Annotated in this window: 24 protein-coding genes; 11 read left to right on the top strand and 13 right to left on the bottom strand. The window is 61.7% G+C overall.

Annotated elements, in window-relative coordinates; genetic code table 11:
- Positions 1–173: 173 nt before the first annotated feature.
- Complete coding sequence (gene uvrA, locus CLU90_RS17510; RefSeq protein WP_100428529.1) at positions 174–3,023, bottom strand: excinuclease ABC subunit UvrA; 2,850 nt, start codon at positions 3,021–3,023, stop codon at positions 174–176.
- A 381-nt stretch (positions 3,024–3,404) separates the two neighbouring features.
- Between uvrA and ssb the strand changes: the two genes are divergently transcribed.
- The 3 genes from ssb (at position 3,405) to CLU90_RS17495 (ending at position 5,351) form a co-directional block, all read left to right on the top strand.
- A complete protein-coding gene (ssb, locus tag CLU90_RS17505) occupies positions 3,405–3,914 on the top strand; it encodes a single-stranded DNA-binding protein (protein ID WP_034781209.1) in 510 nt (169 codons plus the stop codon).
- A gap of 161 nt (positions 3,915–4,075) precedes the next feature.
- Positions 4,076–4,588: a DUF1203 domain-containing protein gene (locus CLU90_RS17500; RefSeq protein ID WP_198511232.1), complete on the top strand. Its 513-nt coding sequence runs from the start codon at positions 4,076–4,078 to the stop codon at positions 4,586–4,588.
- A gap of 256 nt (positions 4,589–4,844) precedes the next feature.
- Positions 4,845–5,351: a GNAT family N-acetyltransferase gene (locus CLU90_RS17495; protein WP_157808849.1), complete on the top strand. Its 507-nt coding sequence runs from the start codon at positions 4,845–4,847 to the stop codon at positions 5,349–5,351.
- Positions 5,352–5,357: 6 nt separating this feature from the next.
- Here the strand turns inward: CLU90_RS17495 and CLU90_RS17490 are convergent, their stop codons facing one another.
- Entirely contained in the window at positions 5,358–6,206 is an 849-nt protein-coding gene (locus CLU90_RS17490; RefSeq protein ID WP_100428526.1) for a hypothetical protein, read from the bottom strand.
- Positions 6,207–6,425: 219 nt separating this feature from the next.
- Here CLU90_RS17490 and CLU90_RS17485 point away from each other — a divergent pair, with 219 nt between their 5' ends.
- On the top strand, positions 6,426–7,172 hold the full coding sequence (locus CLU90_RS17485; RefSeq protein WP_100428525.1) for a metallophosphoesterase family protein: 747 nt from the start codon (positions 6,426–6,428) through the stop codon (positions 7,170–7,172).
- On the opposite strand, the gene CLU90_RS17480 is transcribed toward CLU90_RS17485, so the two are convergent.
- From CLU90_RS17480 to CLU90_RS17460, 5 genes are all read right to left on the bottom strand, one after another.
- Complete coding sequence (locus CLU90_RS17480; protein ID WP_092717512.1) at positions 7,165–8,508, bottom strand: sigma-54-dependent transcriptional regulator; 1,344 nt, start codon at positions 8,506–8,508, stop codon at positions 7,165–7,167. The two genes, CLU90_RS17485 and CLU90_RS17480, sit on opposite strands and share 8 nt — an antisense overlap.
- On the bottom strand, positions 8,501–10,408 hold the full coding sequence (locus tag CLU90_RS17475) for a sensor histidine kinase (RefSeq protein ID WP_100428524.1): 1,908 nt from the start codon (positions 10,406–10,408) through the stop codon (positions 8,501–8,503). Before CLU90_RS17475 ends, CLU90_RS17480 begins: the two co-directional genes overlap by 8 nt.
- A 121-nt stretch (positions 10,409–10,529) precedes the next feature.
- Complete coding sequence (locus tag CLU90_RS17470) at positions 10,530–11,522, bottom strand: porin (protein ID WP_100428523.1); 993 nt, start codon at positions 11,520–11,522, stop codon at positions 10,530–10,532.
- A gap of 108 nt (positions 11,523–11,630) precedes the next feature.
- Positions 11,631–12,944 (bottom strand): dicarboxylate/amino acid:cation symporter, encoded by a 1,314-nt coding sequence (locus CLU90_RS17465; protein WP_092717521.1) that lies wholly within the window; start codon positions 12,942–12,944, stop codon positions 11,631–11,633.
- Between the two features lie 385 nt (positions 12,945–13,329).
- Entirely contained in the window at positions 13,330–15,663 is a 2,334-nt protein-coding gene (locus tag CLU90_RS17460) for a catecholate siderophore receptor Fiu (protein ID WP_100428522.1), read from the bottom strand.
- Positions 15,664–15,956: 293 nt separating this feature from the next.
- Between CLU90_RS17460 and nudC the strand changes: the two genes are divergently transcribed.
- Together nudC and folE are read left to right on the top strand one after the other, a co-directional pair.
- The gene (nudC, locus tag CLU90_RS17455) at positions 15,957–16,790 is read left to right on the top strand and encodes an NAD(+) diphosphatase (RefSeq protein ID WP_100428521.1); all 834 of its coding nucleotides are present in this window, start codon (positions 15,957–15,959) and stop codon (positions 16,788–16,790) included.
- Between the two features lie 78 nt (positions 16,791–16,868).
- A complete protein-coding gene (gene folE / locus CLU90_RS17450) occupies positions 16,869–17,435 on the top strand; it encodes a GTP cyclohydrolase I FolE (protein ID WP_034754386.1) in 567 nt (188 codons plus the stop codon).
- A 57-nt stretch (positions 17,436–17,492) separates the two neighbouring features.
- On the opposite strand, the gene CLU90_RS17445 is transcribed toward folE, so the two are convergent.
- Entirely contained in the window at positions 17,493–18,335 is an 843-nt protein-coding gene (locus CLU90_RS17445; RefSeq protein ID WP_100428520.1) for an AraC family transcriptional regulator, read from the bottom strand.
- Between the two features lie 170 nt (positions 18,336–18,505).
- Here CLU90_RS17445 and CLU90_RS17440 point away from each other — a divergent pair, with 170 nt between their 5' ends.
- A complete protein-coding gene (locus CLU90_RS17440) occupies positions 18,506–18,910 on the top strand; it encodes a hypothetical protein (RefSeq protein WP_100428519.1) in 405 nt (134 codons plus the stop codon).
- 131 nt (positions 18,911–19,041) lie between these two features.
- On the opposite strand, the gene CLU90_RS17435 is transcribed toward CLU90_RS17440, so the two are convergent.
- Both CLU90_RS17435 and CLU90_RS17430 read right to left on the bottom strand, forming a co-directional pair.
- Positions 19,042–19,407 carry a hypothetical protein gene (locus CLU90_RS17435; protein ID WP_092717537.1) on the bottom strand — a complete coding sequence of 122 codons (366 nt, stop codon included), beginning with the start codon at positions 19,405–19,407 and terminating at the stop codon, positions 19,042–19,044.
- Between the two features lie 72 nt (positions 19,408–19,479).
- Positions 19,480–19,908 carry an EamA family transporter gene (locus CLU90_RS17430; RefSeq protein ID WP_092717539.1) on the bottom strand — a complete coding sequence of 143 codons (429 nt, stop codon included), beginning with the start codon at positions 19,906–19,908 and terminating at the stop codon, positions 19,480–19,482.
- A 278-nt stretch (positions 19,909–20,186) separates the two neighbouring features.
- Between CLU90_RS17430 and CLU90_RS17425 the strand changes: the two genes are divergently transcribed.
- Positions 20,187–21,833, top strand: coding sequence for a methyl-accepting chemotaxis protein (locus CLU90_RS17425; RefSeq protein ID WP_092717541.1), 1,647 nt, complete (start codon positions 20,187–20,189; stop codon positions 21,831–21,833).
- 4 nt (positions 21,834–21,837) lie between these two features.
- Here the strand turns inward: CLU90_RS17425 and CLU90_RS17420 are convergent, their stop codons facing one another.
- On the bottom strand, positions 21,838–22,263 hold the full coding sequence (locus CLU90_RS17420) for a hypothetical protein (RefSeq protein WP_100428518.1): 426 nt from the start codon (positions 22,261–22,263) through the stop codon (positions 21,838–21,840).
- A gap of 179 nt (positions 22,264–22,442) precedes the next feature.
- Here CLU90_RS17420 and CLU90_RS17415 point away from each other — a divergent pair, with 179 nt between their 5' ends.
- Entirely contained in the window at positions 22,443–23,141 is a 699-nt protein-coding gene (locus CLU90_RS17415; RefSeq protein WP_092717547.1) for a glutathione binding-like protein, read from the top strand.
- Positions 23,142–23,148: 7 nt separating this feature from the next.
- Here CLU90_RS17415 and uraH read toward each other — a convergent pair whose 3' ends face one another.
- Complete coding sequence (gene uraH / locus CLU90_RS17410) at positions 23,149–23,559, bottom strand: hydroxyisourate hydrolase (protein ID WP_100428517.1); 411 nt, start codon at positions 23,557–23,559, stop codon at positions 23,149–23,151.
- A 14-nt stretch (positions 23,560–23,573) separates the two neighbouring features.
- Entirely contained in the window at positions 23,574–24,068 is a 495-nt protein-coding gene (locus CLU90_RS17405; protein ID WP_100428516.1) for a GlcG/HbpS family heme-binding protein, read from the bottom strand.
- A 140-nt stretch (positions 24,069–24,208) separates the two neighbouring features.
- Between CLU90_RS17405 and CLU90_RS17400 the strand changes: the two genes are divergently transcribed.
- The gene (locus CLU90_RS17400; protein ID WP_100428515.1) at positions 24,209–24,907 is read left to right on the top strand and encodes a heavy metal response regulator transcription factor; all 699 of its coding nucleotides are present in this window, start codon (positions 24,209–24,211) and stop codon (positions 24,905–24,907) included.
- Positions 24,904–26,322: a heavy metal sensor histidine kinase gene (locus tag CLU90_RS17395; RefSeq protein WP_100428514.1), complete on the top strand. Its 1,419-nt coding sequence runs from the start codon at positions 24,904–24,906 to the stop codon at positions 26,320–26,322. Before CLU90_RS17400 ends, CLU90_RS17395 begins: the two co-directional genes overlap by 4 nt.
- Positions 26,323–26,420: the final 98 nt, after the last annotated feature.

The following is a 26,420-nucleotide window of genomic DNA, read 5'->3' as shown; positions in this document are numbered from 1 at the left end:
ACCTGACTAGCGCAGTAGCTTGTCAGGTGTTGAGAGTTGTAGTGGGGGAGAAACGCGCCGGCAAAGACTGGCGTGCGATAAATGACACGCCGGCAATGACTGGGGTGCTATCAAAAGAGAAACGGCGCGGATTGCATGAGCAATCCGCGCCGTTTTTTATTGCGCTGCCGTCCTTATTGCTTGAGCAGCGGCCCCAGGTATTTACCCGTCACGCTGGCCGGGTTCAGTGACACGTCTTCCGGCGTGCCCGTGGCGATGATCTGGCCGCCGCCGGCGCCACCTTCCGGACCCAGGTCGACGATCCAGTCGGCCGTCTTGATGACGTCCAGGTTGTGCTCGATGATGACGAGGGTGTTGCCCTGGTCGCGCAGGCGGTGGATGACTTTTAATAACAAATCGATGTCGTGGAAATGCAAGCCCGTCGTCGGTTCATCGAGGATGTACAGGGTGCGGCCCGTGTCGCGCTTGGACAATTCCAGCGACAATTTCACGCGCTGCGCCTCGCCGCCGGACAAGGTCGTGGCGCTTTGCCCCAGCTTGATGTAGCCGAGGCCCACGTCGAGCAGGGTTTGCAGCTTGCGCGCGATCAAGGGCACGGGCTTGAAGAATTCATGTGCCTCTTCCACCGTCATGCCCAGCACTTCCGTGATGTTCTTGCCCTTGTATTGCACTTCCAGGGTTTCGCGGTTGTAGCGCTTGCCGTGGCACACGTCGCACGGCACATAGACGTCGGGCAAGAAGTGCATCTCGACCTTGATCACGCCATCGCCCTGGCACGCTTCGCAGCGTCCGCCCTTCACGTTGAACGAGAAGCGGCCCGCGCTGTAGCCGCGTTCCTTGGCCGTCGGCACGGTGGAGAACAAATCGCGGATCGGCGTGAACAAGCCCGTGTAGGTCGCGGGATTCGAGCGCGGCGTGCGGCCGATCGGCGCCTGGTCGACGGAAATGACCTTGTCGAAGTGCTCCAGGCCGCTGATCGAGTCGTGCGGCGCCGGTTCCGTCTGCGAACCATACAGATGGCGCGACAGGGCAGGGTACAAGGTATCGTTGACGAGCGACGACTTGCCCGAGCCGGACACGCCCGTCACGCACGTCATCAAGCCCACCGGCAAGCTCAGCGACACTTTTTTCAAGTTGTTGCCCGTCGCGCCAGTAATGACCAGCTGCTTTTCCGGATTGCTGGCGTGGCGCTTGGCCGGCACGGCGATTTTCAGCTTGCCGTTCAGGTACTGCGCCGTCAGCGATTTCTTGTTTTTTAAAATGTCGGGCAGGGTGCCTTCGGCGATGATCTCGCCGCCGTGCACGCCCGCGCCGATGCCCATGTCGACGATGTAGTCGGCCGTGCGGATGGCGTCTTCGTCATGCTCGACCACCAGCACGCTGTTACCGATGTCGCGCAAGTGTTTCAAGGTTTCGATCAGGCGGTCATTATCGCGCTGGTGCAAGCCGATCGACGGTTCATCGAGCACGTACATGACGCCCGTCAAACCGGAGCCGATTTGCGATGCGAGGCGGATGCGCTGTGCTTCGCCGCCGGAGAGCGTGTCGGCGCTGCGGTCCAGCGATAGGTAGTCGAGGCCCACGTTGTTGAGGAATTTCAGGCGCGAAATGATTTCTTTCACAACCCTGTCGGCGATCTCTTTCTTGGCGCCCGTCAGTTTCAGCTTTTCAAAGAATTCCAGGGTTTCGCGCAGCGGTTTTTCCGCCACTTCATAAATGGCGCGCTGCTGCTTGCCCGTGCCGACCTTGACGAAGCGCGCTTCCACGCGCAGGCGCGCGCCATCGCATGAAGGGCAGCATTTTTCATTGATGAACTTGGCCAATTCTTCCTTGACGGCCATCGAGTCCGTCTCGCGGTAGCGGCGCTGCAGATTGTTGACCACGCCTTCGAACGTGTGTTCCTTGATGACGGTGCGGCCCCGTTCGTTCACATAGCTGAACGGAATCACTTGCTTGCCGGAACCGTACAGCACGGCTTGCTGTGAATTCAAGTCCAGCTGCTCGAACGGCATGTCCAGGTCGAATTCATAGAAGGCGGCCAGGTTCGTCAGCATCTGGAAATAAAACTGGTTGCGGCGGTCCCAGCCTTTGACGGCGCCCGAAGCCAGCGACAGGTTGGGGAACGCGACGATGCGTTTCGGGTCAAAGAATTCAATGTGGCCCAGGCCGTCGCATTCCGGGCAGGCGCCCATGGGGTTGTTGAACGAGAACAGACGCGGTTCCAGTTCCTGCAGGGAATAGCCGCACACATTGCAGGCGAATTTGTTGGAGTACACATGCTCCTGGGCGGTATCCATTTCGTAGGCAATGGCGCGGCCATCGGCCAGGCGCAAAGCCGTCTCGAAACTTTCCGCCAGGCGCTGCTTGATGTCCTGGTTCACCTTCACCCGATCGATGACGACGTCGATTGTGTGTTTTTCCGTCTTTTTTAATTTCGGGAGGTCATCGACTTCGTAGATTTTGGCCGCATGCGTGCCGCTCTGCACGCGGAAGCGCACGAAGCCCTGCGCCTGCATCTGCTCGAACAAGTCCACGTGTTCGCCCTTGCGGTTGGCGACGACGGGCGCCAGTATCATCAGCTTGGTGTCTTCCGGCATGGCCAGCACGGCGTCGACCATTTGCGACACGGACTGGGCAGCCAGCGCGTTTTCCGGATGGTCGGGGCAGTAGGGCGTGCCCACGCGCGCATACAGCAGGCGCAGATAATCGTGGATTTCCGTCACGGTGCCGACTGTGGAACGGGGGTTGTGCGACGTTGCCTTCTGTTCGATGGAGATGGCGGGCGATAAACCTTCGATCAGGTCGACGTCGGGCTTTTCCATCAGTTGCAGGAACTGGCGCGCGTAGGCCGACAGCGATTCGACGTAGCGGCGCTGGCCTTCCGCGTACAAGGTGTCGAAGGCCAGCGACGACTTGCCGGAGCCGGACAAGCCGGTAATCACGATCAGCTTATTGCGCGGCAAATCGAGATTGATATTCTTGAGGTTATGCGTGCGAGCGCCGCGAATGCGGATCTGTTCCATGTGATTGCCTTGCTTTCAGTGAGTGGTGCGGCCGGCGCATCGGGCCAGGGTGCGGATGAGAGGCCACAACGGGTCAACCTGTAACTATAGCCGGGTTTTGCTCTGCATGCCTGAGGCGTCCATGGGCGGATTGCGCCGCCAGGCGAACGTGCCCCGACAAAGTTTGATACAGATGCGTGCAGACGTTTAAACACTGTATATAATACCAGTATTCAAGTTTCTTGTTTTCTCTTGCTGTGAAAAAAACGTGCTGCCGCACGGTAGCTGGCGTCCGTTAGAAAGCGGGTGCTTTGCGCCGCGTGGTCGCTTATAATCCTCGTTTAGTACACTAAACTAACGCGCGGGACACCGGCTCCCGCTGCAGTTCATCAGGAGTTATTCATGGCATCAGTCAACAAAGTCATCATCGTCGGCAATCTGGGCCGTGACCCGGAAATCCGCTACATGCCTAGCGGCGACGCGATCGCCAACATCGCCGTGGCCACTTCGTACAAATCGAAGGACCGCAACACGGGCGAACAAAAAGAATTGACAGAGTGGCACCGTATCTCGTTCTTCGGCCGCCTGGCGGAAATCGTCGGCCAATACCTGAAAAAAGGCTCGTCCGTCTACGTCGAAGGCCGTCTGCAAACCCGTAAATACACGGACAAGGACGGCGTCGAGAAGTACGCAACCGACATCATCGCGGAACAGATGCAAATGCTGGGCGGCCGTTCCGGCATGGGCGGCGACGCCGGCGGTGGCGATGACAGCTACGGTGGCGGCGGTGGCTACGAAGCCCCGGCCCCGCGCCAGGCACCGGCTCCGCGCCCAGCCCCGGCGCCAGCACCACGCCCGGCACCGAAGCCAGCACCGAACTTCTCGGATATGGATGACGACATCCCGTTCTAAGCACGCCGTTCTGACGCCTGTCGCCAGCTACTGCCGATAAAGAGCCTGCTTCATCCGTGAAGCAGGCTTTTTTATGCGCGCGGGCGGTAGTGGGCGATCCGGGGGCATGGTCACATTCCACAGCAAGAAGCGGATGGCGGCGCTGTCCCGATGCTGGTCTGATGGTGGTTTTGACGACACCGGAGAACAGCATGGATTTTCACATTACGGGTTTGTCGCCCGAACCTTTTATTCCCTTTTTTTCCCTGTCCGATGCCGAATTGATGGCGCTCGGCATGCGGCGCCATGTGGTCGACCAAAAACCTGGATTTCCTGACCGTATAACGCTGGCGGAGGCCGAACTGGGCGAGACCGTGCTGCTATTGAATCATGTCTGCCAGCCCGCCATGACGCCTTACCGGGCTTGCCATGCCATTTTTGTCCGCGAGGGCGCCACGCAAGCCTACGATGCCGTCAACGAGGTGCCGGAATCGATGCGGCTGCGTCTATTGTCGCTGCGCGCCTATGCCGCCGACGGCATGATGCTCGATGCCGAGGTGGTCGATGGCAGCGCCATGGAAGCCGTCATTGCGCGATTATTCGCCGATGCGGACGTCAGTTATATTCACGTCCACAATGCCAAGCGGGGCTGTTATGCGGGCCGTATCGACCGTGTGGGCAGCTCCCTTGTTTAGTCGCGCATGCCGATATCGAGCGTTTTGCCTGTACCGCTGTGCCACCTCTGGTACAGATTGCGCTTCTTTCCATGCATCCGCTCTGATTTTAAAAATCCATCTGGGGCTATTGCTCGTTGCCATGTTGTTTTGTGTGGTGCAGGTGGGATGCGCATTGCGGCAGATGTACTTGCTGGCCTGAACCGTACGGGAAGGGATGAGCGACGTGGTGCTACACTCGCCATCTCAGCAACGCCAGGTGGCGGAAAGGCGGACCATGCCGGTAGCACAGAACATGACATTGCGCGCCGTAGCCCCGGGCGAAGAAGGGGCGCTGGCGCAGCTGTTCCAGCTGTATTGCTACGACAATGCCGCCTGGAGCGGGGAGGACGTGCTGGCCGATGGCCGTTACGATGTATGCGATGCCGGGCTGGCCGAGTACGTGCATGCGCCCGGGCATACGGCCGCCTGGATCGAGGTCGATGGCGCGCTGGCGGGATTTTTCATTACGGAGCCTGGCATGGCCGGCAAGCTGCCGGTGCAGGAGTTCAGCGACTTTTTCATCTTGCGCAAATACCGGCGTCGGGGGCTGGCGCTGGAAGTGGTGCGCCGCGTGCTGCTGGGCAGCGAGCAGACGTGGATGGTGGCGACGTTCCGCGCCGATGCCGCTGCCTGCGCGTTCTGGCGGCAGGCATTTGCGCGCCTGCCGTTTGCCAGGGTCGAGGCGTACGACGATCCGGACTTGCCGCAGTTCCAGCTGACGTTGCTGAAACCGGCGGCCTGAGCTGGTTTAGAAGCGTACTTTCACATATGCCGACGGTCCCGTCAGACGAATGTTCAGGTCGGCATCACGTTCGCTGTCGCGGTGCAGCTTGATTTTCGAGATGCCGTAATCGGCCACGAAACCGATGTTCTTGAACGGGAACCATTCCACGCCGATATTGCCACCGTAGATGTGTCCATTGATGCGCCCGCCGTTTTTCTTGATGCCCGACGCTTCCGCATACATGCGCAAGTCCGGTGTGAAGGCGTGGCGCCAGCCCACTTCCAGCAGCGGAGCAAAGGCGTGCTCGCTGATGGAATCGCGCGCCGTGGCCGTTTCGCCATTGACGATGCCGGTCGCCGTGCCATTCAGGTTGGCATGGTAGTAGGCGGCGCCCAGGCCGATGCCGAAAGTGTCGTTGCCGCTGCCCAGCCACCATTTATAGGCCAGCTTGGCCAGGTCCAGTTTCAGGTCGGCATTCGCCGTGGCTGTGCCCGTCACGGGCTGGCCATTGATGATGGTTTCGCCCGTCAAGGTGGGCGTGTAGGATTTATCATAGCGGTAGTAGTCGAACGCCAGGCCATGGCGGTCGCCGATCAGCAAGTCCGCCTTGACGCGGGGAATCGTGGTGTGGCTTGGCTTCGATTCGGGCGCGTCGATGCGGCCAAACTGCGTGTCGGCGCCGATATTGATGCGCGGATCGGCGGAAAACGCCCCCACCGAGATGCTGACACGGTCCAGGGTGGGCGATGGCTCGGCCCGCGCCGTGGCCGCCGCCGTGGCAATGCCCAGCACGCCCAGCATCAGGGCGCCGCGCAAGGCGAGAGGCTGCAAACGGAGTGGGGAAAGGCGGGCGGGGACGGGCGTGACAAACATGGAACTACTCCTCTGAAAAGTAATGGGTGGGCCGCGACGCTAGGGCGGCCGACAGGTCTAATGCAATGAGGAAATGGTAGCAACTGTTACATTTAGATCACGTAGCCGCACGGCGCAAATTACCGTCGGATTTGTCCTACCGCATGTCATTGCTGGTGCGCGGTATTGCCTGCAACAGGGGAGGCGCGCAGAATGGCGCGCAAGAACAGGAGACATCGCATGAGAATCGCTGCCATATCCGATATCCACGGCAACCTGGACGCGCTTGACGCCGTGCTGGCCGACATCGCCCGGCGTGGCGTGGACGTGACCGTCAACCTCGGCGATATCGTCTCGGGCCATCTGCAGCCGCGCGCCACGGCGGCGCGCCTGATGGGTATCAATCTGCCCACCATCCGCGGCAACCACGAGCGCCAGCTGCTGGGCGATCCGGCCCGCATGGGCGTGTCCGACGCCTATGCGCGCGCGCAACTGTTGCCGGAGCAACTCGCGTGGATAGATGCGCTGCCCGCCACCTTGCGCCTGCGGCATGACGTGCTGCTCGTGCATGGCACGCCCAGCAGCGACCTCGTGTATTTTCTCGACAGCGTCACGCCGCAAGGCAGCCGTGCCGCCACGCTGCGGGAAGTGGCGGAACGTGCCGGCGGGGCCGACGCGGCCTTGATACTGTGCGGCCATACGCACATGCCGCGCCAGGTGCGCCTAGCCGATGGCCGGCTGATCGTCAACCCGGGCAGCGTGGGCTTGCAAGCCTACGACGACGACCATGGTTATCCGCACGTGATGGAAAACGGCACGCCGCACGCGCGCTATGCGATTGCCGAACAGGGAGCCGATGGCAGCTGGACGGCGCAGTTGCACGCGGTGAAATATGACTGGGAAAAGGCGGCCCGGCTGGCGCTGGCCAGCGGCCGGCCCGACTGGGTCGTGCCCTTGCGCACGGGCCGGGTCGGCGTGCCTACCTGAACTCTTCCGCCACCAGGTTGTACTTTTGCATCTTGTGATACAAGGTCTGTTTCGGCAAGCCGAGCACCGCGCTCACTTCGCTGACGTTGCCCGCATATGCGCGCAGTTCCTGCTCGATCAACGAACGTTCGAAGCCGTTGACCTGTTCCGCCAACGACAATGGACTGGCCAGTCCGGCCGCCAGCAAGCTCGAGGCGCCCCCGGCGATGCCCAGCACGAAGCGGTCGGCGATATTGCGCAGTTCGCGTACATTGCCGGGCCAGGAGTGGGCCATCAGGTTGCGCATCTGCGCGCTGGAAACGACGGGCGCGGCGCGGTTGTAGCGGGCGGCGGCGGCCAGCACGAAGTGCTCGAAGAGGATGGGGATGTCTTCGCGCCGTTCGCGCAGCGGCGGCAGGTGCAGCACGATCAAATTCAATCGGTAGTACAGGTCGCTGCGGAACTTTTGCTGCTGCGACAAGTCTTCCAGGTCCAGCTTGGCCGCCGCGATGACGCGCACGTCGACGGGCGTGGGCACGTTCGAGCCGAGCCGTTCGATATAGCGTTCCTGCAGCACGCGCAGCAATTTCACTTGCAGCGACAGGGGCAGCGATTCGATTTCGTCGAGGAAGAAAGTGCCCTGGTCCGCGTGTTCGATCTTGCCCACCTGCCGCTTGGCCGCGCCCGTAAACGCGCCCGGTTCGTGGCCAAAGACTTCGCTCTCGAATATGCTTTCGGGAATCGCGCCGCAGTTGACGGCGACAAAGTTGTGCTTGCGGCGGTGGCTGAAGTCGTGCAGGCAGCGGGCCACCATTTCCTTGCCCGTGCCCGTGTCGCCATAGATCAGCACATCGGCCGGTTCGTCTGCTACGTCGAGTATCAGGCGCCGTATGTCGCGCATCGCCACGGAATTGCCCAATAAACGCGCTTCGATGCCGCCGCCGTCCTCGAGCTGGCGGCGCAGGCTGTGCACTTCCAGGGTCAGGCGCCGGGTTTCCAGCGCGCGCAGGATGACGTCGACCAGCTGGTCGGACGAATACGGCTTTTCGATGAAATCGTAGGCGCCCGTGCGCATGGCGTGCACGGCCATGGTGATGTCGCCGTGGCCCGTGACGAGGATCACGGGCAGGTTGGCATCGAGCGTCTTGACCGCTTGCAGCAATTCCAGGCCGCTCATGCCGGGCAGGCGCACGTCGCTGACGACGATGCCGGGGAAATCCGGCGTCAGCAGTTTATAGGCCAGCTCGGCCGAGTGGAAGGCCAGCACATCCAGGCCGGCCAGCTGCAATGCCTGCTCGCTGCCTTCGCGTACGGTGGGGTCGTCTTCGACCAGCAAGACCTTCAAGCCGTCAAACATGTTTTTCCTCCTGCGTTGCTATCTGTAGTTCGATGGTGAAGATGGCGCCGCCGCCGGGGGCGTTCTCGGCGCGCAGCACGCCGCCGAACTGGCGCGTGATCTGTTCGGAAATGGCCAAGCCCAGGCCCAGTCCCAGGCCTTGCGGTTTGGTCGTGAAGAACGGTTCGAACAGGTGTTCATACACTTCCGTCGACAGGCCCGGGCCCGTGTCGGCCACGTGGATCAGCACGTGCCCGGGCGTGGATTCGACGGACACGCGCAGGCTGCGCACGTCGCTGCCGTTCATGGCATCGAGCGCATTGGCGTACAGGTTCACCAGCACCTGCTCGAGGCGGTTGCTTTCGCACATGGCGAAGATGTCTTCGGGCGGCAATTGCAGGGTAAAACGCACATTTTCCACCTGCAGCCGCCGTTCGACGAGGAACAGGGCGTTGCTGATCGCCGTGGGAATCGAGACGGAGGTCAGGCTGGTTGTCGATTTGCGCGCAAAAATCTTCAATTGTCCCGTAATGGTCCCCATCCTGGCCGCAATTTGCGATATCTTCGCCAGGTTGCGCCGTGCATCGTCGAGCCGCCCCCGCTCGAGCAGGATGACGGCATTGTCGGACATGGTGCGCAGCGCCGTCAGTGGCTGGTTCAGTTCATGCGTGATGCTGGCCGACATTTGCCCCAGCACGGCCATCTTGCCGGCCTGAAAAAGTTCGTTTTGCGTGATGTGCAGCTTTTGCTCGGCCTTGCTGCGCACCTCGATTTCCTGGCTCAGGCTTTGCGTCATCGCGTTCAGTTCCGACGTGCGTTCCTCGACCATGGCTTCCAGGTTGTCGTAGGCGTGCTGCAGATCTTCGCGGGCGCGCAATTTTTGCGCCACGGCCGCGCGGCGCTGGCGCAGGTAAAAGAACAGCAGCATGAAAAAGCCCAGCAGCACGCAAGAGAAGGCGGCCGCCGCGCGCGCGCTGGCCTTGGCTTGCGCCAGGTCGGACAGGTAAATAAAAGTCCAGCCTTGCGGCGATTTGAGCTTGATCTGCGTCATGACGCTCGAGCTGGTCTTCGGCGGGGCATCGGCATGTTCATGCTCGCGCACGCTGATCACGCGCGCGCCATTGCCCAGCTGGCGGTCGGAAACGAAGGGGATGGCAGCGAGCTGCTTCGAATAGTACTGGCGCGTGCGGTTGAGTTCCTCGACGATGGCGGGCGACAGCGGCGCCAGGGTCTTGTACTTCCAGTCCGCCATGGAGCTGAGGAAGATCACGCCGTGCTCGTCGGCCAGCATCACCTTGTCGGCGCCTTGCACCCAGCGTTTTTCCAGGGTTTCCAGATTCACCTTCACCGTTGCCAGGCCCAGCATGTGGCCATTCTGGTAGATGCCGTGGGCAAAGAAGTAACCGGGTTCCAGGCGCGTCGTGCCCACGCCATAGAAGCGGCCCGGCGTGCCGCGCAGCGCATCCTGGGCGTAGGGGCGGAACGAGATATTGTCGCCAATAAAACTATCGGGCTGTTGCCAGTTGCTGGCGGCCCGCGTGTTGCCGTCGAGGTTGCTGATGAAAATGGTCGACGATTTCGCCTGGGCATTCATCTGCTCGAGGTAATGGTTGACCGTATCGACCAGCACCGGATCTTCCGGGTGCTGCAGCAGGCGGATCACGTCGCGGTTCAGCTCCAGGGTCTTGGGCAGGAAGTCGTATTTCTCCAGCGCATTTTCAAGACTGCTGACATACACCTCCAGGCGCTGCGCGCCACTGGCCTGCAGCTTGCCGATGGCGATGCGTTCGGTCCAGAAATACACGAGCCAGACGGTGGCCAGGCAGGCGGCCAGCACCACGCCCCAGGCCAGCGTTTCGCGGCCCGACCGTTGCGACAGGCGCTGGCGCCAGGAAAGGGAGGGTTTACTACTGCTATTCATAAAATCAGCTGCCAACTTGCAAGAACCCACAGTATCGCATTTAAGTAATCGCGGAAATAAAAAAGCCGCCGGATATGCATCCGGCGGCCCACACTTCTATTTTACGGACAGCTCGACGTCCTTAGAACGTGTGGCGCATACCCAAGTTGAAACCGCTGGTGCCGGTGCCATCGTCGGTGGCATTGCCAACCTTGTAGGTCGCGCCGTTCTTGTTGCTGATGTGGCCGTAACCTGTGTACAGGTCGCTGCGCTTGGACAGCGCATAGAAGGCGCCAATGGCCCACTGCTGGGCGTCACGGTTGGCGTTGCTCTTGTCGTTGTGACGGATGTACGACGCGACCAGCTTGGTGGCGCCGAACGGTGCGCTGAAGCCAACGAGGATATCGTTGCTCTTGCTGTCGTCGAGGGCGCGGTTGTCGGCGTAGCCGAAGTTACCTTGTACTACGCCAAAGTCGTAGCGCGTGGCCAGCAAGGTGTTGCGGCTTTGCTGGGTCGCCAGCGCATTTTCCTGGTGGTGATGCGTCAGGGTCACGTTCAGCGGGCCATCGATGTAATGCACGGCGCCGCCCATGCTGCGGTTTTTCGCATTGTCGCCGGCCACTTCGCCAAAACCATACGCCAGGTCGGCCGACAGGTGGCTATAGGTCGGCGAGCTGTATTGCACCATATTATCGACGCGGTAATTCGTCGCCATAATGTTCGATGCCGTGCCGGCCAGGCCGATGACAAACGGATCGGCCACGTCGCGCAGGGCCAGGTAGTACGGCGTATATTGGCGGCCCAGGGTGAGGGCGCCGGCGCTGCCGGTCAGGCCCACATACGCCTGGCGGCCGAACAGCCGGCCGCCCTGGCCCGAGGTGCCGGTGTCGATATTGAAACCGCTTTCCAGCACGAAGGTGGCGGCCAGGCCGCCGCCCAGGTCTTCCTTGCCTTTGAAGCCGATGCGCGAGCCCGAGGCGACGCCGGAAGCGACGCGGTTCAGGCGGTCTCCAGCCGCATCCTTGTCGAACACCAGGCCGGCGTCCGCCACGCCATACATGGTCACGTTCGATTGGGCCAGGGCGCCGGTGGAGGCTGCGCCGAGGGTCAGCAGGGTAAACAGGACTTTTTTCATGAAAATCTCTCTAATAGGTTGGAATGACTACTGATCGCACTACCTGACTGCTTGTTACTCAACATGGACAACAAATAAATAGCCCGCTTGTGGCGGGCCATGGCGCTATCAGGCTTTGCTAGCGTGATCCGCTTCGCCCCAATGGCTTTCCGTGTTCTGGCTGGCCGCGTTGGCTGCGGCTGCTTCTTCCTCGGTGGCCAGGCCACCTTCCCACTTGGCGACGACGGCCGTGGCGACGGCATTGCCAACCGCGTTGGTGGCCGAACGGCCCATGTCGAGGAATTGGTCGACGCCCATCAGCAGCAGCAAGCCCGCTTCTGGAATATTGAACTGGTTCAGGGTCGCGGCAATCACCACCAGCGAGGCGCGCGGCACGCCGGCCATGCCTTTCGAGGTCAGCATCAGCAGCAGCAGCATGGTGATCTGCGTGCCGATCGACAGGTCGATACCGTAGGCTTGCGCGATGAACAGCACGGCGAAGGTGCAGTACATCATCGAGCCATCGAGGTTGAAGGAGTAGCCCATCGGCAACACGAAGCTGGAAATCTTGCGGTCCACGCCGAACTGGTCGAGCGCCGTCAGCAGTTTTGGATAGGCCGCTTCCGAGCTGGCCGTCGAGAATGCCAGCAGGAATGGTTCACGGATCAGGCCAACCAGTTTGAAGACGCGCGGGCCGATGACGACGAAGCCGGCGCCGATCAGCAGTGCCCACAGGCACAGCAGGCCCAGGTAGAAGCCGCCCATGAACTTGGCAAACGTGACCAGCACGCCCAGGCCGTGCGTGGTGATGACGGAAGCCATTGCGGCGAACACGGCCAGTGGGGCCAAGTTCATGATGGTGCCGGTGATGCGCAGCATGACTTGCGCCAGCTGGTCGACGACGGCCGTCAGGGTCTTGCCCGATTCGCCCAGGCCGGCCAGTGCGCCGCCGAAGAAGATCGAGAACACCAGTACTTGCAGGATTTCATTGTTGGCCATGGCCTCGATCGGCGACTTCGGCACCAGGTGCGTGAAGAAATCTTTCAAGGTGAAGGCGGCCGTTTTCAAATTCGTCGAAGCGTGGACGTCCGGCAATGGCAAGCCCAGGTTGGTTCCCAGCTGCATCAGGTTCGACAGCACCATGCCCAGCGCCAGCGACACGAGCGAGGCAACGACGAACCAGCACATGGCTTTCAGGCCGATGCGGCCCGCCGTCTTGCCGTCGCCCATGTGGGCGATGCCGACCGTCAGGGTGGAGAATACGAGCAGCGCAATGATCATTTTGATCAGGCGCAGGAAAACGTCGGTGACGATGGAAATATTGCCAGCGATCTGAGCGCTGAGCTTGGCATCAGGGAAGGCGGTATTGCATCCATAGCCGACAATAATGCCGAGGACCATGGCAATCAGGATGTACAGGGTTAATGGCCGTTTCTTTTTCATTTTGACTCCTCCAAATGAAGCGCCGCTGTGAGCGGATTATTGATTGCGAGCAACTCAAGCTTGGAGTCAATATTTCTCAAAAACAAGCCCTTGCGTGCCAGCGATTATTTGCAGCAAAACCTGTACATAGCAAAGGATATGCCTGAAATCGGCATTTGGCGCATAACTTCTTAAGTTGTTGATTTAAGGAAGCTTTTTTTGTTGTCAGGATGTCGCAATTTGGCCTGCTTGCGCGAAATATTGGACGCGGCGGGCCATCGCTGTATGACTTTTCATACGCTGGTCGCGGCACGGTGGCGGTACGCCAAAAAGGCAAGATTATCAGGACAATAAAAAAGCCCCTCCGAAGAGGGGCTTGATGTGGCGCAGTCGTGTTCTATTGACGTCAGAACTTGATATTGGCCGTCAGGCTGAACGAACGTGGCTGGCTCGGGGTGTAGCGGAAGCCGGACTTGTTGATGGCCGCCACATAGGTCTTGTCGGCCAGGTTGTAGGCGTTCAGCTGCAGGTCGAGGTTCTTGTTGACGGTGTAGGTTGCCATGGCGTCGAAGACCCAGTAGGCATCCACGCGGGCCGGCGTGCCGACGGCGCCATCGGTGCCGCGCAGCATTTCACCCACGTAACGCGCGCCGCCACCGATCTTCAGGCCGAAGGGCAGGGTGTACGAGGTCCAGCCCGTAAACGCCTGTTTAGGCGTGTAGCTGAGGTTGTTGACGCCGCTGGCCGTGACGACCTTGCCCGACTCGACCTTGGTGTTCATGCGGGTGTAGCCTGCGCTGACGAGCCAGTTCGGCATGATCTCGCCCACCACGCCGATTTCGATGCCTTCCACGCGCTTCTTGCCTGTCTGGTAATAAATGGTCGGGATCACAGGATCTTGTTCCACTTCATTCTTGACGGTGGTCTGGTAGACGGCGGCCGACAGCGACAGCTTTTGCTTCAGGAAGTCCCACTTGGTGCCGATTTCCTTGGTAATGGTTTCCTGCGGGTCATATTTCGGGTTTTGCGCGCTGCTGGCGCCCGTGCTCAGGGCGAAGTTGACGCCGGGTGGCGCTTTCGACGTGGCCAGCAAGGCATACACGCTGCTGTCCGGCGTCGGCTTGTACATGGCCGAAATCTTGCCGTTGGCCAAGGTGTCGCTCAGGGTCAAGTGGGTAGGAATCGGCGTGCCCACTGGCAATGGCTGTACTGCCGGTGCGGTCACGGCCGTTTGCAGGGTGACGGCGTCATACGTGGTGTTGAAATGGTCGAAGCGCACGCCGCCGTTGAAGATCCACTTGTCGCCGAACTTGACGGTGTCGAACACATACAGGCTTTGCGTGTTGACTTCGCCTTCGGTGAACGCGCCGTTGCGCACGGGCTGGTAGCCGGTGACGGGGTCGCGCGGATTTGGATGGTACAGATTGGCGTCCGGCATGGTACCCAGGCTGGCAGGCACATAGCTGTAGTTGGTCTGTTTTTCGCTGGTGAATTCGGCGCCGGCCACCATCGAGTGTTTCAGCACGCCCGTGTCGAATTGCGCGCTGACCACGGTCTGGTTGGTCAGAATCGTGTTTTCCTGGTCCTTCACGGTGCGCAGCGAGCGCGCCAGGGTCCAGGTCGACGGATCAGTGGCGACCGGCGTCTTCAGGTTGGCGGTGCTGCCCATGAAGGCCGTCAGCAGGTAATCCTGTTTGGTCTTGCCGTAGCGCGTGGTGTTCTGGAACTGCACGGTCGGCGAGAAATCATGGTCGATGCGCAAGGTGCCCATGTCGGCCTTGACCTTGTCGTGATCCGCGGTGGAACCGTAGAAATTCTTCGGATCGACCTTGGCGGCGCCGTTCAGGAAGGTACGGATCACCTTGTTCGTCGGCGTGATGGTGTCCGGCGTCGAGTAGCCTGGCAAGCCGATGGTCGGCACAAAGCCGTCGGGCACGTTGTTTTGATCCACGTGCAGGTAGCTGGCCGTGATGCGCGTCGGTTTGCCGATGCCGAAGGTGACGGTGGGCGCGAAGGCCCAGCGCTTGTTCTTGACTTCGTCGCGCGCCGGGTTGCCGCTGTCCTGCGTCATCAGGTTCAGACGGAAGGCCGTGCCGGAATCGGCGTCGATGATGCGGTTCCAGTCGGCCGTGGCGCGTTTCTGCTTGCCGCTGCCCGCCGTCAGCAGGGAATTGAATTTGTTTTCCATGGTGGCCGTCTTGCTGACCAGGTTGATCGAACCGGTCGGCGAACCGCGGCCGCTGTCCGTGCCCGCCGGGCCCTTCAACACGTCGATCTGTTCGATGTTGAAGACGTCGCGCGAGATGGAACCCACGTCGCGCACGCCATCGACATAGATGCTGCCCGAGGCATCGAAGCCGCGCATGTAGACGGCGTCGCCCGTGTTCGTGTTGCCGTTCTCGCCGAGGAAGAAGGTGCCGACGCCGGGCGTGTTGCGCAGCGCATCCGTCAGGGTCAGCGCGCCTTGCTGCTCGATCAATTCCTTCTTGATCACGACGATGGTTTGCGCCGTGTTGACCAGGTCTTCCGTGTATTTCGGCGACGAGGCTTTTTCGGCCTTGAAATCATTTTCCTTGGAGCCCACGACCTTGATTTCGTTCAGGGTTTGCTGCGATGCCGGGGCGCTTTGGCCGGCCGGGTCTGCCGCCTGGGCGGCGACGGGCAGCAGCATCACGGCCAGGGCGGCGCCGATGTGCTGGTTGAAACGGGTAGGTGCGTGTTTGCGGCTCTTGATTGCCATCTTGCTCTTTCGAAAAGGTCAGGGTAGTGGTTCCTGGCTGGCTCTGCGCCGCTGTGCTTGGGCACGCGGGCAAGTGGCTGGCGATGGAGACGGAGTAGGCGGTATTGTAATAACTGGGCGCTATTTCGTAAATGAGAATCGTTATCAGTATCGTTTACGCAACGGATTGGGCTTGACGCAAAAAAAAACCGGCCATGGCGGATGAATGCTTGCTTTGCCGCTGCGGCGCTGCTATGCGCGCAAGCGTCCGGCAGCGGGAGTATGATGAGCAACCTTTACAAATTCCACCGAGCATGCTGCAGACTCCCGATGCCTTTGTCCCCCTGATCGATGCGCCCGAACCGGCCCCGGCCGCAGACCAGACGCTGACCTTTGTCTTTCACCGCGGGCGTCTGTTGTTGCGTACGCCCGAGCTGGCCCTGCCCACTGCCGCCGAGGTGGCAGCGCTCGATATCGACCTCGGCCGCGCCCAGCCCGTGGGCTTGTGGCAAGGCCGCTATTGCCAGACGGTCTGGGCCGACGAGGAATTGCCCGCCGGCGCCGGCCTGGCCTGGCACGGCATGCGCACCCTGTTCAATGCCGTCGACGACGCCTTCCTGGGCCTGGCCAGCCGCGCCGTGCAGCTGGCCGAGTGGGCGCGCACGCACCGCCATTGCGGCGTGTGCGCCACGCCCATGCAGCGCACGCGCGGCGAACGCTGTTTCACGTGCGCCGCCTGCGGCATGCTCGCGTATCCGCGCATTTCGCCGGCCATGATGGTGCTCATCCGCAAGGGCGAGCAGGTGCTGCTGGCCATGCACAAGCACTCGCCATCGCAGCGTTTCAGTCCACTGGCTGGTTTCCTTGAAGCGGGCGAATCGATCGAGGAAGCCGTGCACCGCGAAGTGATGGAAGAGGTGGGCTTGCGCGTGCACAACCTGCAATACTTCATGAGCCAGTCCTGGCCGTTTCCCCATTCGCTGATGATCGCGTTTACGGCCGATTATCTCGATGGCGAGATCCGCGTCGATGAAAACGAGATCGCCGAGGCGCGCTGGTTCGGCCCCGGCGACGTATGGCCGGAGGCGAGTTCGAGCGTGTCGATTTCCGCGCTGCTGGTGCGCGCGCACCGTCCGCCTATGCCATAGGGAAAGCAATGGCCGTCGGGGCAGCCTGTCACATTTTCTATATACTGACGGCAATTGCAAATTTTAGGGTGGTGTAGCATGTCTCAAGAAGAATTCTCCGAAAACGACTGGCGTCGGCTGATCAGCAGCTTTGGCGAAGACCCGCAGCGTCCCGGCTTGCTGGAAACGCCGGCGCGCGTGGCCAAGGCGTGGAAGCACTGGACGTCCGGCTATGGCCAGGATCCGGTGGATTTGCTGAAAGCGTTTGAAGATGGCGCGGAACAGTACAACGAGCTGATCGTCGTGCGCGGCATTCCCGTCTACAGCCATTGCGAACACCATCTGGCGCCATTCTTCGGCAAGGCCACCATCGGCTACGTGCCCAACGGCAAGATCGTCGGCCTGTCGAAACTGACGCGCCTCGTCGATTGCTTCTCCAAGCGCCTGCAAGTGCAGGAACGCATGACGATGCAGATCGCCAATGCCCTGATGGAAGTGCTGGAACCGAAATCGGTGGGCGTGGTCGTACGCTGCCGCCACCTGTGCATGGAAAGCCGCGGCATCCGCACGCCGGGCGAGGAAACCATCACCTCGGCCATGCTGGGCGAGATGCAGCCGAACTTGGCGCTGCGCACGGAATTTCTGGCATTGGCGCGCGAAAGCTGATTGTTCGGCGACGATGCGTGACGAAGGCGGCGTGATGCCGCCTTTTTTTATGCGTTTTTATATCCTCTTCGATTCCCGTTCCGCCAGGTAGCGCGCCGGCGGCTTGCCCACGGCCTTGCGGAACATGGTGACGAAACCGCTCGTGTTTTCATAACCGAGTTCCAGCGCCACCGCTTTCACGCTGTGGCCTTGCGCCAGCCGCTGCAAGGCCAGGATGACGTGCAATTGCCGGCGCCAGCGGCCCACGCTCATGCCCAGTTCCTCCAGTGATTGCCGGGTCATGCTGCGCTCGCTCATGCCGATGCGGCCGGCCCATTCGGCCAGGGTGCTTTTATCGCCGGGCTGCGCCAGCAGCAGGGCGGCCAGGCGGCGCAGGCGAGGATCGCGTGGCATCGGCAGGTGCAAGTCTTCCACGGGCGCGGCCGCCAGTTCATCGAGCAGGGTGAGCACCAGGCGTTCTTGCGCGCCATGCAGCGCGGCCAGGGTGGGAAAACCGGCCGCCTTGGCGATCAGTTCGCGCAGCAGGGGCGACACGGCCACGGTGCAGCAGACGGCCGGCAAGGCCGGCGCCATGGCCGGTTCAACAAACAGGCAATAACATGCGGCCTCGCCCACGCCCTGCGCCGAATGCATCAGGCCGCCCGGTATCCACACGGCGCACTGGGGCGGCACGATCCACACGCCACTGTCCACCTCGCAATGAATCACGCCACGCGTCGCATACAGCAGCTGCCCCTTGCGGTGCCGGTGCGGCGCCTGCTCGCCATCCTCGGGCACGCTGGCCAGTCCCACGGCCAGCAGCGGGCGCAGCACGCCATCGATGTCGAAATCGATGAGGGAAGCGCCGGCCTCGAGGCCCAGCTGGGCCGTCAGCACCTTGGGCAAGAGGGGAGAGGGCATGGGAATGGTTTGGCTGGATTGAATAATATTGTGGCTATTTTATGCAATGACGCGCAGCGCCGCCAGCGCTATCGTATGGGTATCCGCAGCCCCGCTTCAACGGCAACCGCCGCCGCCAGTGTTCTGATGAAGGTAAGGAGGAACGGCAACCCCTTGAAGGAGTCATCACCATGCAGCTTGATCTATCCACTTTTCCCCTCGTCTGGATGCGCCGCGAGGCAGCGCCTGTCCAGCTCGATATGCTGTTTGTCCAGTTTGACGCGCTGCTGGCGCGTCGCCAGGCGTTTGTCATTCTCAGCGAGGAAGGTTTTGACGAGGAGGGGCACGAACACCCGCAGGAAGAGCGCAAGCGGGCTGCGCTCTGGATGAAGCAGAACAAGGCGGCCATCCGCGCGTATATCCAGGGCATGGTGCTGGTCGAGCCGAGCGCCGCCAAGCGCCTGGCGGGCAAGGCTTTTGCCGTGATGTTCGGCAAGTTCTGGGGCTACCCCCTGCATTTCGGCACCAGCCGCGACGATGCGCTCGACATCGCGCAGCATTTGCTGCACGCGTGGCTGCCGCCAAGGGAAGACTAACGACATGAAGAGCACCTGACAAAACCGTCGCGAGCGGCAGTGATTTGTGGCTAAGAAGCGCAACCGTACTCTAGTACGGTGAGCATCGCAGGCGCGCAAAGCGCGCCGCACAGTAGGTTTGGTCAGGTGTTTTAGTAGCGGTAATCGTTGATGAAATGCTTGGTGAAGTTGTACTTGCTGCCGCCGTCGAGCAAGTCGACCAGGCGTTTCGGCGCCGAGGCCGACATGAAGGCGTCGGCGGCGCCGCCCGTGCTGCGGAACTTCATGCCGGGGCTGAGGATCTGGTTGGCGCCGATTTTCAGGTGCTGGAAGCTTTTCGTTTTTTCATTGTTGAGGATGAAGTGCAATTCCTGCTTGAACGTCAGGAAGGGGATCTTCAGCCACCAGCCTTCGTCCGTGCCATAGCTGGCGACGCTGGCAAAGTGCGTATTTTTCTCCGTCAGGGTGGGTTTGCCCAGGCGGTCGTTGATGCGTTTCATGGCTTCATTCTTGGTCATGCTGTTCTTTCGTGTGTCGATCTATGCGGCGTGCATTCTGACACAGGCGCGCCCCCCGTGCCGTGGAATGCCTCACAGCAGCAAAATCAGCGAGCCGAGCACGATCAATCCGCCGCCGGCGGCCGCCTTCAGCGTGAACGGTTCGCCCAGCACCAGCCAGCCGGCCAGCATGACGAGCGCCACGCTGAGCTTGTCGACGGGCGCCACCAGCGAGACGGGACCCAGCTGCAATGCGCGGAAATAGCATAGCCACGACAATCCCGTGGCCACGCCCGAGGCGATCAGGCAAGTCCAGCCCACCCAGTTGCCGCCGCTGGGGCGCTGCCATTCGGCGCGCAGGGAGATGATGGCGGCCGTCACCAGCAGGATGACGCCCGTGCGTATCAAGGTGGCCATATTGCTGTTCAGGTGAGCGACGCCCAGCTTGCCCAGGATGGCCGTCAGGGCCGCGAACATGGCCGACAGGATGGCAAAGCCTTGCCAGGTGAATGTGGTCGACATGGGATTCCTTGCGCGGTGGCGACGGTAGAGCGACTGTAGCGTAAAAAAAGCACGCGTGCTGACGCTAATTCTATTGCGATGCAGCATGTGCAACGACAACGCATTAACAACACCAGGCACAAATCATTGCTTCCCGGCATTGTAAATATCGGTATTTCGAGCGTATGCTGGTGTCGTCTGAACGGTGCCGCCAGAGCACCGTCGCCGCCGCATTCCTGGCCTGCCGAGCTGGAAGCGGGCCACGCCTTTCGCCGCACATAGATAGTTGGAGACACAGCATGAAGAAATTGACGTTCCAGCAGAAGTTATGGATTCCCCTGATTTGCAGCCTGTTGTGCATCACCGTTATTTTTGTCTATAACGCCCTGGAAATCCGCAAGATCCGCATCGAAGAGCGCAGCGCCGACCTGAGCAATGCCGCCGACCTGGGCCTGGGCGCCGTCAAGATGTTCGGCGACCTGGCCGCCAGCGGCGCCTTGACGAAGGAAGAAGCGCAAAAGCAGGCCACGGCCGTGATCAAGAGCATGCGTTTCGGCGAGACCGGTTATTTGTCCATCATCAACCTCGACGCCGTTGTCGTGATGAATCCTGCCGCGCCGCAAACGAATGGCAAGAACATGGCGGATTTTAAAGATGCCAACGGCACCTATCTGTACCGCGACATCGTTGCCGTCGGCAAGACCGATACGGGCAAGGGCTTCGTTCACTATTATTTCCCCCGTCCCGGCCAGAAGACCCCCGAACCGAAGATGAGCCGCGTGGTGGCCTACAAGCCATGGAGCTGGACCATCGTGACGGGCGTGTACATGGACGATATCGACGCGGCCTTCCGCCAGTCGCTGCTCACCTCGCTGGGCGTGCTGGTACTCGTCTGCGCGCTGCTGTCCGCCGTCGTCGTGGTGATCAACCGCAGCCTGCGCCATGCGCTGGGCGGCGACCCCGAATATGCGGCCGACGTGGCCGAAAAGATCGCAAATAACGATTTGAGCGGCGTCGTGCGCACGCATGCCAACGACCGCCACAGCGTGCTGTACGCGATGAAAACCATGCAATCGAACCTGGTCGATGCGATCAGCGAAATCCGCCACAGCGCCGAGACGATCGCCACGGCATCGAGCGAGATCGCCAGCGGCAATATGGACTTGTCGGCGCGCACGGAAATGCAAGCCAGTTCGCTGGAAGAAACGGCCGCCTCGATGGAGGAACTGACCTCGACCGTGACGCAGAACGCGGGCAACGCCGTGCAGGCAAATGAACTGGCGCAGTCCGCTTCCGCCGTGGCGCGCCAGGGTGGCGCCGTGGTGGCGCAAGTGATCGGCACCATGGACACGATCAACGCTTCGTCGCGCAAGATCGTCGACATCATCGGCGTCATCGATGGCATCGCCTTCCAGACGAATATCCTGGCCCTGAACGCGGCGGTGGAAGCGGCGCGCGCCGGTGAACAGGGACGCGGCTTCGCCGTCGTGGCGTCCGAGGTGCGCAACCTGGCGCAGCGCTCGGCGGGCGCGGCCAAGGAAATCAAGGAACTGATCGGCGCCTCCGTCGACAGCATCGCGGCCGGCAGCACCCTCGTCGCACAGGCGGGCACGACCATGGATCAGGTGGTCGCTTCCGTGTCGCGCGTCACCGACATCATGGCCGACATCACGGCCGCCTCGCACGAGCAAAGCACGGGCATCGGCCACGTCAACCAGGCGATCACGGAAATGGATAGCGTCACGCAGCAAAATGCGGCACTGGTGGAAGAGGCGGCGGCAGCGGCGTCGAGCATGCAGGACCAGGCGGCCGTGCTGGCGCAGCTGGTGGCGCGCTTCAAACTGTCGGCGCAAGAGTCGGGCACGGCGCCGCGCCTGGCGGCAAGCTCGGCTGGCGCACCGCGCGCCGTGGCGAAAAAGCCGCTGCGCAGCCTGGCGACGCGCTAGGGTTTTACCGGGCTGGCGCTGCCGCTGGCGGTGCCGGTTCGAATTCCAGCTTGTCATCGACGACCACGAATTGCCCGACCGGCTGGCCCAGGTCGGCTTTCGGGTCGTTTTCCATTTCCGTCAGTTCATTGCAGGTATTCGTTTCCGCTTGCCACAACTGCTTGCCCATGCGGATATTCCAGATGCCATCGCCGGCCGCAAACAGCTCGACGGTGATGTCGGCCGGCGCATCCGTCGACAGGGTATGCAGGCGCTGGCATTGCGGCAGATTGGTCGCCATCAGCTGCACCTCCACGGTATCTTGCCAAAAATAACGTTGCTGGCGGCGTACGGTCAGGGAATGGTCCTGGCCGTCGAACATGTAGATGGCGAAGTCCTGGACACAGCCTGACAGCAGGACGGACAGCGTGACGATCAGGAGTTTGCGCATGGTCGGCTTTCTTTGTTTGTGCTCTGGAATGTCGGGATGCCTGCGTGACGGCGCGAGTGAATGCTTGCCCTGCCTGGGCGCCGTCTTGTTTTTCGCTTACGTGGCATTATATCCATGCACACCAGTTGCGGCGCGACAATAGTTACGCCCGCCCTATGCCAACGAGCTGAAAGACGACGATGATCGACCTGTATTACTGGACCACGCCCAATGGGCACAAAGTGACGATGTTCCTGGAAGAAGCGGGCATCCCCTACAACATCATTCCCGTGCATATCGGCAAGGGCGAGCAGTTCAAGCCCGAGTTTCTCGCCATCGCACCGAACAACCGCATTCCCGCCATCGTCGACCAGGCGCCGGAAGATGGCGGCGCGCCGTTGTCGTTGTTCGAGTCGGGCGCGATTCTGCAATACCTGGCCGAGAAAAGCGGGCAATTCCTGCCGGCGGACGTGCGCGGACGCGCCGAAGTCATGCAGTGGCTGTTCTGGCAAATGGGCGGCCTGGGCCCCATGGCCGGGCAAAATCACCATTTCGTGCAATATGCGCCCGAACCCATCGATTACGCCATCACGCGCTACGTGAATGAAACGAACCGGCTATATGGCGTGTTGAACAAGCGCCTGGCCGACCGCGCATTCGTGGCCGGCGACAGCTATTCCATCGCCGACATGGCGATCTACCCGTGGATCGTGCCGCACGAACGCCAGCGCCAGAAGCTGGAAGATTTCCCGCACCTGGCGCGCTGGTTCGCGGCCATCGCCGCCCGTCCCGCCACCGTGCGCGCATATGCGCGGGCGGCCGAGATCAATGTGCAGCCGACCGTCAGCGGCGACGCGAAAAGCGTGCTGTTCGGTCAGACGGCAAAGACGGTGGCCTGATCAACGGTCAGTTACCGCGATACGTGGAAAAGCCGAAAGGGCTGAGCAGCAGCGGGATGTGATAGTGCTGGTCCGTCTTTTCCACGTGAAATTGCACGGGGATTTCCGGGAAAAACGTTTCCTGTTTCAGCCGTGCATAGTGCTCGCCTGTCTTGAACACGATGCGGTAGTCGCCCGCCTGCATGGGCGCATCCACCGGATACATGGCCGCGATGCGTCCCTGCGCATTCGTCACGGCGCTGCCCAGCTGTTGCCAGCCTTCACCGTTCTTTTGCTCCAGGGTGACCGTTACGCCCGCCGTCGGCTGGCCGCTCTGCAAGTCGAGGATGTGCACGCTCAAGGGATTGGGGGCGGCCAGGGCCATGCCGGACAGGCTGGCGAAGGCCAGGGCGGCGGTAATGTGTTTCAGTGTGGTCATCGTCGTATCTTTCTTTACAGGGTAGGGGAATCGAGTTCGGGGATGGCGGCCAGGGCGGCATGGGCGCAGGCGCGGTCTTGCTGCGCGCCACCGCCGCCAGCCACGCCGATGGCGCCGACCACTTCGCCCTTGGTTCGCAAGGGCAGGCCGCCGCCCAGCAGCAAGAGTTCCGGCACGGTGGTCAAATTGGCCATGTCGGGATTGCCGCGCGCGGCCACGGCCAGCGCCTGCGTATCGGTTTTCGTCGACAGGGCCGTGTAGGCCTTGCGCCGGCTGGCATCCGTGTTGTGCGGCCCGACGCCATCGGCGCGCTGCACGGCGACAATATTGCCGCCACGGTCCAGCACGGTGACGACGATGTGCCGGCCTTGCGCCTGGCAAGTGGCCATGGCCGCGTCGGCCAGCTTGTTGGCCGCCGCCAGCGAAAGGTCATCGACCTTGCGCAGCTGGGCGTGGACCGGGCTGGCCAGCAGGCACAGCAGGGTACTGCCGAGTAACAGGTTTTTCATGTGGCTGTCCGTTGAGTAAGTGACGCCAGTATGGCCAGCGTTGCCCTACGAGAAGATGATCGGCGCATGACATTTTTATCATCCGCGGCGCCCTGCGTGCGGCGTAGAATGGTCCAACTTCCCACAAGAAAGCCCCACCGATGCGCATCCTGGTCATAGAAGACGAACCGAAGACGGGCGACTATCTGCTGCGCGGTCTGGCCGAGTCCGGCTTTACGGTCAGCCTGGCGCGCAACGGCCGCGACGGCCTGCACATGGCAAGTACGGAGTCACCCGATCTCATCGTGCTCGACGTGATGCTGCCCATCATGGACGGTTGGCAAGTCTTGCGCGCGCTGCGGCTGCAAGAGGGCGGCGCGGACGTGCCCGTGATTTTCCTCACGGCGCGCGACGAAGTGCAGGACCGGGTCAAAGGGTTGGAACTGGGCGCCGATGATTACCTGGTGAAACCATTCGCCTTTGCCGAACTGGTGGCGCGCATCCGCACTTTGCTGCGGCGCGGGCCGCCGCGCGAAGACGACGTCATCCGCATCGGCGACATGGAAATCGACGTGATGAAACGCAAGGTCAGCCGCCAAGGCCAGCGCATCACCCTGACGGCGAAGGAGTTCGGCTTGCTGCATCTGCTGGCGCGGCGCCAGGGCGAAGTCTTGTCGCGCTCCATCATCGCCTCGCAAGTGTGGGACATCAATTTCGAGAGCGACACCAACGTCATCGACGCGGCCATCCGCCGCCTGCGCAGCAAGCTCGACGATCCGTTCGAACCCAAGCTGATCCACACCTTGCGGGGCATGGGCTATGTCTGCGAATTGCGCGCGCCCATGGCAGCTGACGCATGAAACTGGCGCAACTTCGCCGCTCGCTGACCCTGCGCGTCACGCTCGTCTTCGTGCTGATCGTGGCGCTCGTGTCTGCCGGGCTGGGCATGCATCTGTACCGCTCGTTTGTCGCGGAAATCGAGCGCCGTGACGATATTTTGTTGCTGGGTAAACTGCGGCAGATCCAGCAATTGCTGGGTAATGCGGGCACCCTCGACATCATCCGCGAACGGCCCCAGTATTTCCGCGACACCATGAGCGGTCAAGAGAATTCGCTGGTGCGCATCGTGCGTGCCGATGGCACGCGTTTGATCGACGTCAATCCGAACGGCGAGACGGTGGCGCATGCTGTTCCCGTTGCCGTCGATGCGCCCGTGACAAACAGCGATATCGTCAGCTGGACCAGCCGCGACGGCTATCCCGCACGCGTGGTGGCGGCCAGCGCGCGCATCGGCGATCCGGCGCAGATGGCGGACATTTCCGTCGCCCGGGTCTACGGCGACCGCACGGCCATGTTCGCCGCCTATCGCTGGCAGATCGTCGTTTCGGTGGCCGTCAGCGCGCTGGTGGCGGCCCTGTTGGCGAGCCTGATGCTGCTGCGGGGATTGCGGCCGCTGCGCAATATCGCCGCGCACGCAGCCCTCGTGCGGCCGGGCAAGCTGGAGCAGCAGCTCGATGCGCGCGGCGCGCCCACGGAATTACTGCCCCTGGTACAGGCCCTGAACGCCATGCTGGCACGCTTGCAGGAAGGCTATGCGCGGCTGTCGCAATTTTCCGCCGACCTGGCGCATGAATTCCGCACGCCCGTCACCAATCTGCTGGGACAAAGCCAGGTCATGCTGGCCCGCCCGCGCAGCGCGCACGAATATGAACAGCTGGTGTCGTCGAATGTGGAAGAGCTGGAACGGCTGTCGCGCATGATCGACAGCATGCTGTTTCTGGCGCGCGCCCAGCAGGAGGAAATGCTGCTCGTCAAGCAAGTCCTGCCCATACAGGACGAGTTTTTGCGCCTGGCCGATTTCTTTGAAGGCCTGGCCGAAGAGCGCGAGCTGGCGCTGGCTTGCCACGGCAGCGGCACGGTGACGGCCGAGCCGCAACTGCTGCGCCGCGCGCTCGGCAATTTGCTGTCGAACGCCATCCGCCACGCGGCGCCAGGCAGCACGATCTTGCTGCGTTCGCACGCGACAAACGAGGGCGTGGAACTAAGCGTGAGCAACCTCGGCCCGGCCATCCCCGCGCGCCACTTGCCCCACCTGTTCGAGCGTTTCTACCGCGCCGACCCGGCCCGCAGCGATTCGGCCGCTTCCACAGGCCTGGGCCTGGCCATCGTCACGGCCATCATGCAGTTGCATGGCGGCAGCGCGACCGTGGCGTCCGATGCGGCCGCCACGACGTTCACTTTAGTGTTTCCGCTCGAGGACTGTAGGTCGGATTAGCGCGCAAGCGCGTAATCCGACATCATGCGCCAACCATATTGTCGGATTACGGTCCTGCGGACCTAATCCGACCTACGCCGTAAAGCATGGTCATGGGG

Source organism: Janthinobacterium sp. 67 (assembly GCF_002797895.1).
Classification (GTDB): domain Bacteria; phylum Pseudomonadota; class Gammaproteobacteria; order Burkholderiales; family Burkholderiaceae_D; genus Janthinobacterium.
This window is presented reverse-complemented; position numbering and strand designations above follow the sequence as displayed.

What these genes read in the sequence shown, in the direction of transcription:
- uvrA (WP_100428529.1), bottom strand. Translation starts at nt 3,023, where the DNA reads ATGGAACAGATCCGCATTCGCGGCGCTCGCACGCATAACCTCAAGAAT.
- ssb (WP_034781209.1), top strand. Translation starts at nt 3,405, where the DNA reads ATGGCATCAGTCAACAAAGTCATCATCGTCGGCAATCTGGGCCGTGAC.
- CLU90_RS17500 (WP_198511232.1), top strand. Translation starts at nt 4,076, where the DNA reads ATGGTGGTTTTGACGACACCGGAGAACAGCATGGATTTTCACATTACG.
- CLU90_RS17495 (WP_157808849.1), top strand. Translation starts at nt 4,845, where the DNA reads ATGCCGGTAGCACAGAACATGACATTGCGCGCCGTAGCCCCGGGCGAA.
- CLU90_RS17490 (WP_100428526.1), bottom strand. Translation starts at nt 6,206, where the DNA reads ATGTTTGTCACGCCCGTCCCCGCCCGCCTTTCCCCACTCCGTTTGCAG.
- CLU90_RS17485 (WP_100428525.1), top strand. Translation starts at nt 6,426, where the DNA reads ATGAGAATCGCTGCCATATCCGATATCCACGGCAACCTGGACGCGCTT.
- CLU90_RS17480 (WP_092717512.1), bottom strand. Translation starts at nt 8,508, where the DNA reads ATGTTTGACGGCTTGAAGGTCTTGCTGGTCGAAGACGACCCCACCGTA.
- CLU90_RS17475 (WP_100428524.1), bottom strand. Translation starts at nt 10,408, where the DNA reads ATGAATAGCAGTAGTAAACCCTCCCTTTCCTGGCGCCAGCGCCTGTCG.
- CLU90_RS17470 (WP_100428523.1), bottom strand. Translation starts at nt 11,522, where the DNA reads ATGAAAAAAGTCCTGTTTACCCTGCTGACCCTCGGCGCAGCCTCCACC.
- CLU90_RS17465 (WP_092717521.1), bottom strand. Translation starts at nt 12,944, where the DNA reads ATGAAAAAGAAACGGCCATTAACCCTGTACATCCTGATTGCCATGGTC.
- CLU90_RS17460 (WP_100428522.1), bottom strand. Translation starts at nt 15,663, where the DNA reads ATGGCAATCAAGAGCCGCAAACACGCACCTACCCGTTTCAACCAGCAC.
- nudC (WP_100428521.1), top strand. Translation starts at nt 15,957, where the DNA reads ATGCTGCAGACTCCCGATGCCTTTGTCCCCCTGATCGATGCGCCCGAA.
- folE (WP_034754386.1), top strand. Translation starts at nt 16,869, where the DNA reads ATGTCTCAAGAAGAATTCTCCGAAAACGACTGGCGTCGGCTGATCAGC.
- CLU90_RS17445 (WP_100428520.1), bottom strand. Translation starts at nt 18,335, where the DNA reads ATGCCCTCTCCCCTCTTGCCCAAGGTGCTGACGGCCCAGCTGGGCCTC.
- CLU90_RS17440 (WP_100428519.1), top strand. Translation starts at nt 18,506, where the DNA reads ATGCAGCTTGATCTATCCACTTTTCCCCTCGTCTGGATGCGCCGCGAG.
- CLU90_RS17435 (WP_092717537.1), bottom strand. Translation starts at nt 19,407, where the DNA reads ATGACCAAGAATGAAGCCATGAAACGCATCAACGACCGCCTGGGCAAA.
- CLU90_RS17430 (WP_092717539.1), bottom strand. Translation starts at nt 19,908, where the DNA reads ATGTCGACCACATTCACCTGGCAAGGCTTTGCCATCCTGTCGGCCATG.
- CLU90_RS17425 (WP_092717541.1), top strand. Translation starts at nt 20,187, where the DNA reads ATGAAGAAATTGACGTTCCAGCAGAAGTTATGGATTCCCCTGATTTGC.
- CLU90_RS17420 (WP_100428518.1), bottom strand. Translation starts at nt 22,263, where the DNA reads ATGCGCAAACTCCTGATCGTCACGCTGTCCGTCCTGCTGTCAGGCTGT.
- CLU90_RS17415 (WP_092717547.1), top strand. Translation starts at nt 22,443, where the DNA reads ATGATCGACCTGTATTACTGGACCACGCCCAATGGGCACAAAGTGACG.
- uraH (WP_100428517.1), bottom strand. Translation starts at nt 23,559, where the DNA reads ATGACCACACTGAAACACATTACCGCCGCCCTGGCCTTCGCCAGCCTG.
- CLU90_RS17405 (WP_100428516.1), bottom strand. Translation starts at nt 24,068, where the DNA reads ATGAAAAACCTGTTACTCGGCAGTACCCTGCTGTGCCTGCTGGCCAGC.
- CLU90_RS17400 (WP_100428515.1), top strand. Translation starts at nt 24,209, where the DNA reads ATGCGCATCCTGGTCATAGAAGACGAACCGAAGACGGGCGACTATCTG.
- CLU90_RS17395 (WP_100428514.1), top strand. Translation starts at nt 24,904, where the DNA reads ATGAAACTGGCGCAACTTCGCCGCTCGCTGACCCTGCGCGTCACGCTC.